This is a genomic window from Rossellomorea sp. GAMAL-10_SWC (assembly GCF_049568075.1).
In the GTDB taxonomy this organism is placed as follows: domain Bacteria; phylum Bacillota; class Bacilli; order Bacillales; family Bacillaceae_G; genus Gottfriedia.
In genome coordinates this window covers 187,682-200,174 of record NZ_CP144911.1, presented here as the reverse complement: position 1 = coordinate 200,174, position 12,493 = coordinate 187,682, and the positions used below count along the sequence as shown (strand labels likewise).

Genomic DNA, 12,493 nt, shown 5'->3' with positions numbered 1-12,493 from the left:
AATTTCATGCATTTACATTCAATCTATTAATTTATTAGCCTATTACCACGAAATAAATTTCTATAAAAGACAAAAAAAGGAGCCATCTCAAATTTCACACGATGTCTCCTTAACTTCTTTGGAACAATTATTTGTTAATCTAAATAGTGGGGGTATTTCAGGATGTACTTCTCATTTGTGTTTGAGATACTTCTCTATTTTTAAAAATAATTAAATCGTTTAGTTGAAATTGTAAGATTTAGATTATATTAGCTAGTTTTCCATTTAAACTGATCTGCTATTATACAATTTCCGATTCATAATACCCCATCCGGTATGGGTAATTATTAACTTTATTTGCGATTTCCTTGGATTTAATTTCAGTTTTGGCAATTTTTATTGCTATTCTCTAATTTTAATTGCTGTTTTATTAATTTTAATTGCGATTCTCAGATTTTATTTACAGTTCACTGTTTATTTGAACTTGCCAATATTTATTTGCATAGTTGGACCACTTTATTTGAATTTTTCAGCAAAAAAAACGAGGGACCCCTTTTGGGATACCCTCATGTTATTTACATGCTTACAAATGTATGTTCAATGGACTCATATAACTCAGCAGCTTTTTGAAACTCTTTAATCTCTATATAGTATTTATATAATTTCTTACCAAACTGTTCGATATAAAATTTATTATTAGTAGAATAAAAGAATGGGAGTGCCTCATCCGATAGATATTGATAAAATTTTTCACGGGCTCCCTCAGCCTTAAGCTTAAATAGTTTAATCAATGTAATATGTACTGGGCTTTTTAACATTTTTGCTAATGCTAATGCTCTTTTCATCACACCAAGAAGTATCTCTTTTTCTAATAGTATGCCTTCTGTACATGTCTCTAAATAATTGCACAAACGTCTTAAATAATTGATTGATTTTTTATTTTCGGTTTCATTAATACTTTCCTCAAAATAATACAACGCAGTTTCATACTCTTCCCGCTTAAAGTATTTCACTCCGAGATTATTTAATAAAATGGCCTTGCGTTCGCGATCTCCTAATACTTCACAGTTATGAATCAGATCTTTATAGCGTTCGACAACTTCACTAAAATTCATTTCTAATTCACTACCGTACTGCAATAGCATAAGGGTTTCGGAACTAATTGCAAATAAATAATTATTCGTCTTCTGAAAAAACTTAAGTGCCATTTCGGCATATTTATACGCTAAGATTTTTGAACTTCCATAATGATAGGCAATTGCTAGATGGTGATAATATTCTTCATTTCGATACTCATCAATATTAATCATCTTTAATACTTTAATTGCCTTTTGATGGTCTTCACTACTTAGGCTAGTATAGTTCGATATATAGTACATACCTTGAAGATGATAGAATAAATTTTTCTCGAAAGGAGATAAATCACTAAATTCTTTTTTTACATATGTAAGTATTTGCTTAACCATATCTAAATTTTGATAATGAAAATAATACCTTGCTCTTAGTAAATTATAGTGGGCTGCATATTGTGAATAGTCAATAAAGGGCATTTGTTCAAGTTCTGCTTTATATTCTTCTATTTGAGCTTCTTTTTTCATGATTAATGCATCATGCCATAGTTGTAATTTTTTCTCTAAATTATAAAAAGATTGGACTTCTTGATTAATATTAATTCCTAAACGATCTGAAAATAAAGCAATAATATCAGGTGAGTATGCCGTCTTACCTCTTTCAATTTTACTTACATGAGTAGTTGTACATATACCTTCTCCAAGCATAGCTTGAGTTAACCCCATTTTTTCACGATAAAACTTTATGATTTCCCCCTCAATCATATGCACCCTCCTCTATCTCTATAAACATATTTATCTAAATATTCTTTACTAAATTTTAATATCCTTTTAAGGAAAAAACAATTAATGATTTTTACCTAATACTAGGAAATCCCCTTTCAATTTCAATACAATATAACTAAAAAAAAGATATGGTTTAAAAATGAAATCCTATCTTAAAGACTAATGTATTATTTTTTATTTATTCCTAAAGACCTATTCAGCCAGCTATGTTTAATTTCATCCTTCTCCATTTAAACCAAATAATATTCCTTTATTGACTCTTTTTTTATCACTTAACCCACTTATTTTGAAAATTTGCTATACTAAATATGTGTGAAAAAAATTTTTTTGACAAAAATAATAATATGCGAAATATTTTTCGTATGAAAGGGTTTTCATATTATTATTAAAAAAAACTCTTTTTTCCTATATAATAATTATTAAGCAAATAATAATGCTTTTCTAAATCTTTGAAATACAAACAATTTCAATTTAATACTATATTAAAAATTTATTTATTCTAAAAATCAATTTCCTGAGGAAAGGTGTAAAGAATATGGAACAAACGAACAGCTTAGGTAAAATTCGTTCTTATTATGCGCGATTAAGTGATAAAGAAAAAAAAATCGCTGATTATATATTACAAAACCCAAAGCATATTATACACAGTACGATTACAGAAGTAGCTGAAGACTTAAACGTTGCTGATGCAACTGTTTTTAGATTTTGTAAAAGGATTGGATTTAAAGGATACCAAGCGCTTAAAATTGCATTAGCAACTGAAATTATGACGCCGATTCAGCAAATCCACGAGGAGATTAACGAAAAAGACGATGAAATAACAATCGCAAATAAAATATTTCAATCTAATATTCGAACACTTGAAAATACTGCCCAAATTCTAGATGGTACATCAATTAAAAAAGCAGTAAATCTTATATTAAAAGCAAATAAAGTTGAATTATATGGTGTCGGTGGCTCGTCTGTTATTGCAATGGATGCCTTCCATAAATTTATTCGTACAGGAATAAAAGCGAACTCGTACACGGACTCTCACTTTCAATTGATGTCAGCTTCTCAATTGACAAAGGAAGATGTGGCAATCGTTATTTCACACTCTGGCTCAAATAAAGACATCCTTCGTATTTTGCAAGTACTAAATGAAAACGGTACCAAAACAATTGGAATTACAGGTTTTCCAAAATCACCTTTAAGTCAAAATGTTGATGTCTCCCTTTACACATCTTCTGAAGAAACAGAATATCGACCAGAAGCACTTGCTTCAAGAATTGCGCAATTAAGCATTATTGATGCATTATACGTAAACTTAATGATTTTGAACTCTCATAAAGCTAAAACATCATTTGAAAAAGTTAGAACAGCAATATCAGAAACAAGATCTTAATATTATTAGGAAAATGATGTCTCAAATAAAAATCTTGAGACATCATTTTTATTGCATATATTATTTAGCGATTTGACTAACAAATTTCTTCATAAACTTCAAAAGCTTCATATGCATGATTGCCATTTCTTCAGGGGTAATTGGTTCTTCTTTTTCTAGCCATTGCTCCATAAGTCCAAAAAATGCCGATGAAATAAATGCAGTTGTGTATTCATGTGGAATTTCAATCATGTATTCTTCTTCTAATAAATCCACTAGTTTTTCATAAATCGTCTCTTTTATATGTTCCTTCATTTTCTTCGGAAAAGCTGGGTCACCTTTTGTACTGATTAAAATTTTTATCAATCGTTGATTTTCTTTTAAATAATGATATACATTAAGAATAGGTGGATAGACAATATCATTTGAATAAAACTCATTCATTTCTTTTGGCCTTATAAATATAAGTCGATCCTGTAATCCTTCCAATATTTCATTTTGACTTTTTTCCATTAAATCATATTTATCTCTATAATGTAGATAAAATGTACCGCGATTTAATCCTGCTTTTAAAGTAATATCTCTAACTGAAATAGCTTCGAATCCTTTTTCTTCTATTAAATCTAACAACGTCTCTTTTATTAATTTCTTTGTTTTTTCAACTTTTATTTCTCTCAATGATTGACTCATTTTAGATCATCCTTTTAGTTCTTGCTAAACAAATCATACAAATGTGTTTAGTAATGAACACATTTGTATGATTTGCTTATTGTGATTTATTAAAACTCATTGTAATATCTTCACATAACAATAGTCAACACGTTGTTCAGTTATTTAATTAAAAGAATTAGGAGGTTATTGAAATGAACTTATTTAAACAAAAACAAGCTATATTAGCTCCTATACTAGTACTAGTTGTTGCGATTATCTTCAGTCTAACATTAGCATCATCCGTTAATCCTACACCTAAAAATCTTCCAATCGCGATCGTAAACGAAGATCAAGGAATTCAAGTACCTTCAAAAGGGACTGTTAATATAGGTGATATGATGGTTGCAAAAATAAATGCACTATCTAAAACGAAAAATGGTGAAAAACCAGCGATTAAGTGGATTCAAGTATCAAGTGAAGAAAAAGTACGTAATGGTCTAAATGACCAAAAATACTATGCTGCCCTTATTCTTCCGAATGATTTAAGTAAAAATCAGGCTTCATTAAAAACAGCGAATCCTTCACCTATTACAATGAAAATTTTAGTTAATCAAGGTAAAAATACAAGTGGATCAACAATGGCTAGTCAAATGCTGACTCATTTAGTAGAAAATCTTAACTTAACTATTCATACTGAAATTTTTAATGAATTAAAGAAAAACGTGCGCTCAATTTCAGTTAATCAAGCTGAAGTATTAGCAAACCCAATCATAACGAAGGTTGAAAATACAAATGCGATTGGAACACATACAGCAAATGGAAATGCACCAGTAAGTTTAATCACACCACTTTGGATGTCTAGCTTAATTGGTGCCGTAATCGTCTTTTTAGCGAAAAAGAAAACAGTAACATCAAATTCAATTAGTAAATTAAAAGTTATTTTTGAACAATTACTATTAGGAGTAGTTCTATCCTTCCTAATCGGTTTCGGCATAACTTTAATGGTAAAGTGGATTGGCTTTACTCTTCCAAACTTCTTGGACGTTGCGCTATATTTAACGATTACTTATTTCTGTTTCCATATCTTAATTTCTGCTGTCATGTCTTGGATCGGCTTTGGTGGGGTAGGGATCTTTGCCCTAATCTTTTTCTTCTCGGGTTCTTTAATCGGAATGCCAAAAGAGCTTTTACCAACTTTTTCAAAAAACTGGATTTACTCATGGGTCCCAATGCGATTTGGTGCTGACGGATTAAGAGAAATTTTCTATTTTGATAAAGGATTTTCGATGAGTCATCCATTAAGTATTATTATTTGGATTGGTGTAATCTCCATTATTCTTTTATCCTTATCTGCGTTTAAGCCAAAAAAAGAAGAACTAAATCAAACAGTAGTTATGAAATAAATTTCGAAATGGAACCAAAAAGGGAAACCGTATATAGGTTTCCCTCTTCTTATTACTGATTTAATCCTAAATCCTTTAAAATACTTTCTAAAGTCTTTCCTTTATAAGTAGTTTTTGGTGTTGGCGTATTATCAACTGAAGAATTTTGTAATCCAAAGTTCTTCACAATATAAGCCATATCCTTTGCATCCACTACTTTATCAAAGTTAAAATCGGTAGTATTTTTATTTGTACCCCAATATGTTTGGACAGCTATTGCATCTAAAATGTCGATAACGTTATCTTTATTCACATCACCAGCTGCTGCCCTAGTTAAATTCCAATTCATTCTCTTCCCTATTAATTCACCACGTACGTTATCTGCTAAATTCATTTTTCGATACATTGTAAAATGACCAGGTATATCGACTTTCACAGTATAAGGTTTATGATCAGCTTTTATGCCTTCAGCAATGTATTGACCATTTTTGTTAGAAATTGGTGCTTCTACAGTCGTTTTTCCATCATAAGAAGTAACTGTTACTTTTGCACCAATTTTACTTTGATCAATTGCATAATTCATTTGACCTGTAGTCGGATCAATTGATCCTTCAGATAATATGGCTCCATCTACCCTTGATTGAGCTTCCTTGATTTTATAAGTTTCCATATAAGTATAGACGTTACTTGTTTCTACATTTGATTGATCAATCGTTGATGACGTCATTGTATACCAATCAAATGGCACACCTTTAGTCCATTTCTCAGCTGTTTTTATGTCGAAATTATATAGTTTTAAATCTTCTGTCAAATCTTTCGTTCCATTATAAGTAAATGTAAATGTATAAAGAAGTGTACCCGTTGCAGTAGGTATTGATGACACAGAAACTTGCGCATCCCCAAATTGTTTTACTTCGTCACTTACATCGACATTTTGAATAGTTGCAAGATTTGGATCAACTTTTAAATTGATTTTTGTTGTTTTTAAGTTTTTCACGTTATTTGAACGAACACTGTAATTTACAGTATCACCTGTTGTAACGGTTTGTTTATTTGGTTTTAAGTAATAGTATGGAAAATTTTCATCGACAAATATGATTCTTAAATCATTCGACGCATTTCCAGTAAAGTTTCGTGCTGCATCAAATCCATAAAATGAAACTTGCAATGGAGTAGAACGCTTTTTAACTTTAATCTTATCCGTATAGTTTCCATTTTTATCTGTATACTTTGGCTTTGCTGGGAATGGACTATCATAAAACGATACAACTACATTGCTTGATTGATCAACCGGAATACCTAAGCCATTTGCTTCGGCAGTTTCAGGATCATTTAAATTAATGTTAAAGTCATATAAAAATTGGCCATTTGAATCGAATTGACTATCTTTATATTCAATAACTTTTTGATCTAAATTATCAAAGCTAGTTGTCATAGTTGGTGTGCCAGCGTCAAAAAAGAAATCAGCTGTTTTAGTGAATACCTTACCTTCTTCATTTGTTCCAATCATTTTTAATCGATATTTACCCGCTGTTGCATTATTCGGTTCGCTACTTATCGGATTTTTCGCGTCTCCAGTAAATGGATAGTAGATCGAATTAAATCCTCTTGAATTCGTATAATTTTGATTTTCGTTCAATGTGATTGGTACAAATGAACCTACTAAACCTAAATCCTCACCAGTTTCAGCATCTTGTAACACTACATCTAATGTTTTCATATATGATTTTAATGAGTAACTAAAACTTATATAAGGATACGCATTTTCAGGCCAGTCTATATTATTGCCAAACATTGGATTGTTGATCTTAAAAGTATCAATTCCTTCATCAACAAAACGTCCACCAAATGGAATTTGATACGTTTCCGTTGAATCTTGTGAATTTGTAAATATAATGTACCCTTCGTATGTTCCCTTTTCTGCAGTTTTTGGAATGTTTAAGTTAAACTTAATATTTTCTTGGCTAATTCCATCTAATTTTACAGAAGTAGGACCAGTTAATGTTACATTATTTTTAGCTGCATCTTTAGATCCCCTTAATCCAGTTTGAAAATTTACATCTACATTAAATGTTTTCACTTTTTCACTACGATTTTTTAATGTAATCTTACGAGAATCTGTAACATCTTGATCATCGAATCCATAAGATCCAAAACTAATGCCACCAGTTAATTCTTTAATTGATTTTTCTTTTCCATCAATAACCGCAGATGTTTGATCCACCACTTCTAACTCTACATTAGAATGAATTGCTTCATATGCATCTACTCGTCCACTACCTACTTCAAAAACGCTATACGCTTTTGACAATGGATCAGCAGTGTTCATTAAGATTGATTTAATATCCTCTGGTTGTAAATCTTTATTTGATTGAAGTAATAATGCTGAAACCCCCGCTACATAAGGTGTTGCCATTGAAGTTCCAGATAAGCGAGCATAAGCATATTTATAATCTTCAGGTTTTGATCCATCAGCTGTTTTATTATTTTCATAAAATGGTACAGTTGAAAGAATGGCTACACCTTGAGCAGTTACTTCTGGTTTAATATCATAGTTCCTGCGAGATGGACCTCTTGAACTAAATGTTGCTAATTCATCTGATGCTGTTTGTATCTTTTTAAAATCACTAAAAGTAAAATCTGATGCACCAGCTTTGATTGCAGCCGAAATTTCTAATCCTTCTTCATTTGAAACAGAAAATGTAGGAATTGCGTCAACAGATTCACCAAGGAATGCTTGGATTGCACCTTCAGCTTTATTTGTTTCATCATTATATATTAATACGCCTACAGCACCATTTGCTTTTGCGTTTTTAATTTTATCAATTAAAGCAATCGTACCACGTTTAATAAAGGCAATTTTTCCTTTTACATCTTTACCAGTAAAATCTGCAGGGTTTCCAAGACCCACATCAACTAATTGATAAGTTTTTCCTTTTAGTGATGTCATATTATCTGAATAATTTTGAGCTAATTGTCTTACTGAATAGTTCTTTCCATTATTTACTCCTGCATATTGATAAACATCTAAAGCGATTGATGATGCCCCTACCGTTAAAGCTAACGCCGCAGCACCAGGTGAACCAAGTGTATACATTTGATCGCCAGTATTTCCTGCTGCAACGACTGTTGTCACGCCACTTAAAACTGCATTGTTAACTGCGATAGAAGTTGCATACATTGGATCATTTATAGTTGCTCCAAGTGACATATTAATGACGTCCATACCGTCTTGAACTGCACGATCGATTCCTGCAATAATGGCATCAGTTGTTCCACTTCCATATGGTCCAAGTACACGGTATGCGTATAAGTCTGAATCTGGTGCTGCACCTAGCGTTTTATAGTCACTATTTGCTTTACCACGGCCACCTATAATTCCAGCTACATGCGTACCATGCTCAGTGTAATATGCTTCTGAATTACTAACTTCAGGCTTACCAGATTTTTTCCAATCTGCGTAGGTCGTTTCCATTGGATCATTATCATTATTTACAAAATCATATCCACCTTTATAAGCATCCTTCAAGTCTGGGTGGTTATAATCTATACCAGTATCTAAAATCCCAACCTTAATTCCTTTACCAGTAAACCCTTCTGCGTGTAAACGATCTAATGCATCGTATGGAGTATAATTTCCAACATTAGCTTCATCTGCTTTTAGTTGTTCAGTTTCTTTTGGTGGATCAATTGAAAACGTTTCGTTACTCCAAACTCTTTTAACAGCTTTAGATGTTAGTAGATTCTTAATTTGATTTGCTGGTAATGTCATCGAAACGCCATTAAATGCATGTTTATAAGAACGATTAATTTTATAATCTACTTTTTTACTTTTACCACTAGTTAAAACTTGTCTAACATCTTTCGTAAACATATCATGGTCTTGATCGATTAATGTTTCAGCATCCGATTTAGTTAGAGTTTTCCCTTCCAAACTAGCTTCAATTTGAGCAACTTTAGCAGGTTGATTCACAAACTCGACAATGACACTTGTTTGCTCTGTAGAGTCCAAATTAATATCAGAAGAAATTTGAAGCCCTGATTCTTCATTCGTTGAAAGCTCTTTAAGTGCCGCTCTTTGCTGTGCAGTTAAGTTAGTAAGAATGTCTTCTGCTTTACTTGGACTTGCTGCATTTGATACATTTGATACTTGTCCAAGAGAACCTAACATAAAACTAGATGTTAAAGCTAATACTGTAAAACCTTTAAGAACTTTACCCTTCTCTCTATTCTCCCCCATCTTTCTTCCTCCAGTTCGTTTTCAATAAAATAGCTAATACAATTAATTACAAAAATTATCTTATATTGACAAAATTCACTGTCATTAATCATTTAAAATGATCAATTTTCGTTCATTTATCTTACTTAAATTATCGTGAATATTCTGTTTTTAATCAAATGGGTTATTGCTGGCCTTGATTTATCAGCATTTATTCCACTCATGAAAAAATACGACAAAATTCTGCGTTTTTTTTAATAAAATTAACGTGATTTTTAACTATTTTAGGGATTCATTTTATAATTCAATTAGCTAATTAAAAATTAAAATATAAATAAAGTTATTTAGATAAACGATGGAATGTTCTAAGTAAGATTGTAAGATTCCTAAAACACAAAAAAGAACCAAACAGAGTTGGTCCTTTTTTCGTAGATTAACTATCATTTAAGTATCAAATAATATACCATCCAATGCTTCAATATATCTTTTAGCAGAATTAGAGACAACGAGCTTTGCATTCTCTTTTACAATCCCATGAAATGCATTATAAATTCGATCAAATGTTAGCTTCTCTACGGCTAATGATATCTCTTTTACTTTTTTTGCTGGTAATGGAATTAAATTAGGATAACTGTACATAAAACTTACCCAATTTCGATCTGCAACTACTTGAATAATATCACCTGTTAACAGTATTCCTTTTTGCTCATTTCCAGCTTTCCATTCTAATACTGCCCCACCTTTAAAGTGACCACCTAATCGATGAATTTGAATTCCTTTGTTAAGCTTTAACGATTCGCCAGACCAAAAAATAATTTTATCACTTTTTCTCGTGACCCACTCTTGATCATCTTCATGTATGTATACAGGTACATCAAATCTTTCAGCCCATTCAATTTGACTAGAGTAATAGTGTGGATGTGATAGAGCAATCGCATTGATTCCTCCTAATCTCATAATTTCTTCAATCGTCTTCTCATCTAGATAAGTAACACAATCCCATAAAACATTAAACCCTTCATTCTTAATGAGATATGCAGTTTGACCAATCCCAAACTTGGGGCTAGTTACAATACTATATAGATTTTCCTCTTCAAAACGAATAATATTTTGATAGTTCTCTTCTTTCATTGATTGTAATGTTGTCCAACTTTGACCACTTGGATTGATATATTGTCTTTCTTCAGAACAAATTATGCAGTACTCAGGAGGATCAATAGACTTGTTATACTGAACGCCACAAGTCGTACAAATAAATTTGAACATTTACTTATTCATCTCACTTTCCCTCTAATTTAATCTGACGTATTCCATATAGATTTCAAGGTAAAAATTCCCAATATAAATAGACACATTTAAGTATAGTAAATCAATAACTGATTTATTACACTTGAATGTGCCTAAATGATTTAGGTTCTATTATTTAATTTTTACAACTTTCCCTTTTGTCATTTCAATTAATTCATTTGGTGTTAACTGAAAAATTGCTTTTGGATGACCCGCGGCAGCCCATACTTCTTTATACTGTAACAGATCCTCATCAATAAACGTCATTACTTGGTTTTTATGACCGATTGGTGATACCCCTCCAATTACGAATCCTGTTTGTTCACGTACGAAATCAGCATCTGCTTTACCTAGTTTATCATTAATTATTTTCTCGATTTGTTTCTCATTTACACGGTTTATTCCACTTGCTACGATTAGGACAGGACTATTTGAACTTTCTAATTTAAATATAATAGACTTTGCAATTTGAGCCACTTCACAATTTAATGCATCCGCTGCTTCTTTAGCAGTTCTTGCACTATTTGGTAATTCAATCACTTTATTCGAGTAACCTAACTCAAGAATTAAATCTTGTACGATTTTTGCACTTTCTTTTAATGCTTCCATTAACATCACTTCCCTAAAAAATTGATTTTTTATTTATTCAATAATAAAGTGTACAATCCTGCTTTTTTTCAAATAAATAAACTACTTCCACCAAACTGAATTAGGATATTCACCTGCACTTATATTAATTGTTTCTCCAATTTTAGGTGTTGCATACTTTACCCCATTTTCTTTAGCAGCCTTAACAGCACGTTCAATTGGATCATTCCAGTCATGAAATGCTAATGTAAAAGCACCAAAATGAATTGGAACAAGAACTTCACCTTTTACATCAATAAAGGCCTGAACTGTTTCTTCTGGCAGCATATGAATTGCAGACCATCGTTTATCATATTGACCACATTCCATTAGCGCTAGATCAAACGGCCCATATTTTTCTCCTATTTCCTTAAAATGAGGTGCATAACCACTATCTCCACTAAAGTAAATTTTCGTTTTCTCACCAATGATGACCCACGAACACCACAATGTACTGTTACGATCAGTTAAATTTCTTCCTGAAAAATGTCTTGCAGGAGTACAAGCTAAAGTTAATTGATCAAATTTAAATTCATCCCACCAGTTATGTTCAGAAATACTCTCTTTTGATACTCCCCAACTCACCAAGTGACTCCCTACACCAAGAGGAACAATAAATCGATCAACTTTTTGCTTGATTTTTTTTATCGTACCGTAATCTAAATGGTCATAATGATCATGCGATAATATGACAGCATCTATTCTTGGTAATTCACTGATCTCAATTGGTAAACCTCCACTATATCTTTTACCACCAAATTGCGGAAACGGGGTTGGTGCGTTCCCAAACATTGGATCAATTAATATACTTTTTCCATCGATTTGAATTAATAAAGCTGAGTGTCCAAACCAAGTAATTTTTGTGTCGTTATTTTTCGAATGCAATAATGATACATCGATTTTCTCCATTGGGATCCCATCTTTAGGTGTACGATTCGGATTTTTCTTAACAAAGTCCCTAATCATGGAAATATTTGTTTTGAAATCCATACTCATACTCGTAGGAACTTGGTTTATAAACTTACCATTTTTATAATGATCTAAAGCATAAAATGACTGCATTTTATCCTTTGAATATTTCTTCCCAAAATGAGGATATGTATTTAGAAACATTGTTATTAAGATAACT

General features: G+C 31.6%; 8 protein-coding genes. 2 read left to right on the top strand and 6 right to left on the bottom strand.

The window, feature by feature from the left end:
- Window positions 1-554: 554 nt before the first annotated feature.
- On the bottom strand, window positions 555-1,814 hold the full coding sequence (locus V5E38_RS00960) for a helix-turn-helix domain-containing protein (protein ID WP_097976632.1): 1,260 nt from the start codon (window positions 1,812-1,814) through the stop codon (window positions 555-557).
- Between the two features lie 556 nt (window positions 1,815-2,370).
- On the opposite strand from V5E38_RS00960, the gene V5E38_RS00955 reads away from it, so the two are divergent.
- Complete coding sequence (locus tag V5E38_RS00955) at window positions 2,371-3,219, top strand: MurR/RpiR family transcriptional regulator (protein ID WP_499211846.1); 849 nt, start codon at window positions 2,371-2,373, stop codon at window positions 3,217-3,219.
- Window positions 3,220-3,279: 60 nt separating this feature from the next.
- Here V5E38_RS00955 and V5E38_RS00950 read toward each other — a convergent pair whose 3' ends face one another.
- A complete protein-coding gene (locus tag V5E38_RS00950) occupies window positions 3,280-3,888 on the bottom strand; it encodes a TetR/AcrR family transcriptional regulator (protein ID WP_499211845.1) in 609 nt (202 codons plus the stop codon).
- 173 nt (window positions 3,889-4,061) lie between these two features.
- Between V5E38_RS00950 and V5E38_RS00945 the strand changes: the two genes are divergently transcribed.
- Window positions 4,062-5,252, top strand: coding sequence for a YhgE/Pip domain-containing protein (locus V5E38_RS00945; protein WP_499211844.1), 1,191 nt, complete (start codon window positions 4,062-4,064; stop codon window positions 5,250-5,252).
- Between the two features lie 52 nt (window positions 5,253-5,304).
- Here V5E38_RS00945 and V5E38_RS00940 read toward each other — a convergent pair whose 3' ends face one another.
- From V5E38_RS00940 to V5E38_RS00925, 4 genes are all read right to left on the bottom strand, one after another.
- The gene (locus V5E38_RS00940; protein ID WP_499211843.1) at window positions 5,305-9,471 is read right to left on the bottom strand and encodes a S8 family serine peptidase; all 4,167 of its coding nucleotides are present in this window, start codon (window positions 9,469-9,471) and stop codon (window positions 5,305-5,307) included.
- A gap of 423 nt (window positions 9,472-9,894) precedes the next feature.
- Window positions 9,895-10,716 (bottom strand): MBL fold metallo-hydrolase, encoded by an 822-nt coding sequence (locus V5E38_RS00935; RefSeq protein WP_499211842.1) that lies wholly within the window; start codon window positions 10,714-10,716, stop codon window positions 9,895-9,897.
- Window positions 10,717-10,869: 153 nt separating this feature from the next.
- Window positions 10,870-11,346 carry a YbaK/EbsC family protein gene (locus tag V5E38_RS00930; RefSeq protein ID WP_499211841.1) on the bottom strand — a complete coding sequence of 159 codons (477 nt, stop codon included), beginning with the start codon at window positions 11,344-11,346 and terminating at the stop codon, window positions 10,870-10,872.
- 81 nt (window positions 11,347-11,427) lie between these two features.
- Window positions 11,428-12,426: an MBL fold metallo-hydrolase gene (locus tag V5E38_RS00925; protein ID WP_499213489.1), complete on the bottom strand. Its 999-nt coding sequence runs from the start codon at window positions 12,424-12,426 to the stop codon at window positions 11,428-11,430.
- Between the last annotated feature and the right edge of the window lie 67 nt (window positions 12,427-12,493).

Excerpts from the sequence above, each read along its gene's own strand:
- V5E38_RS00935 (WP_499211842.1), bottom strand. The coding sequence starts at position 10,716 with ATGTTCAAATTTATTTGTACGACTTGTGGCGTTCAGTATAACAAGTCT.
- V5E38_RS00960 (WP_097976632.1), bottom strand. The coding sequence starts at position 1,814 with ATGATTGAGGGGGAAATCATAAAGTTTTATCGTGAAAAAATGGGGTTA.
- V5E38_RS00930 (WP_499211841.1), bottom strand. The coding sequence starts at position 11,346 with ATGGAAGCATTAAAAGAAAGTGCAAAAATCGTACAAGATTTAATTCTT.
- V5E38_RS00945 (WP_499211844.1), top strand. The coding sequence starts at position 4,062 with ATGAACTTATTTAAACAAAAACAAGCTATATTAGCTCCTATACTAGTA.
- V5E38_RS00950 (WP_499211845.1), bottom strand. The coding sequence starts at position 3,888 with ATGAGTCAATCATTGAGAGAAATAAAAGTTGAAAAAACAAAGAAATTA.
- V5E38_RS00940 (WP_499211843.1), bottom strand. The coding sequence starts at position 9,471 with ATGGGGGAGAATAGAGAGAAGGGTAAAGTTCTTAAAGGTTTTACAGTA.
- V5E38_RS00955 (WP_499211846.1), top strand. The coding sequence starts at position 2,371 with ATGGAACAAACGAACAGCTTAGGTAAAATTCGTTCTTATTATGCGCGA.
- V5E38_RS00925 (WP_499213489.1), bottom strand. The coding sequence starts at position 12,426 with ATGCAGTCATTTTATGCTTTAGATCATTATAAAAATGGTAAGTTTATA.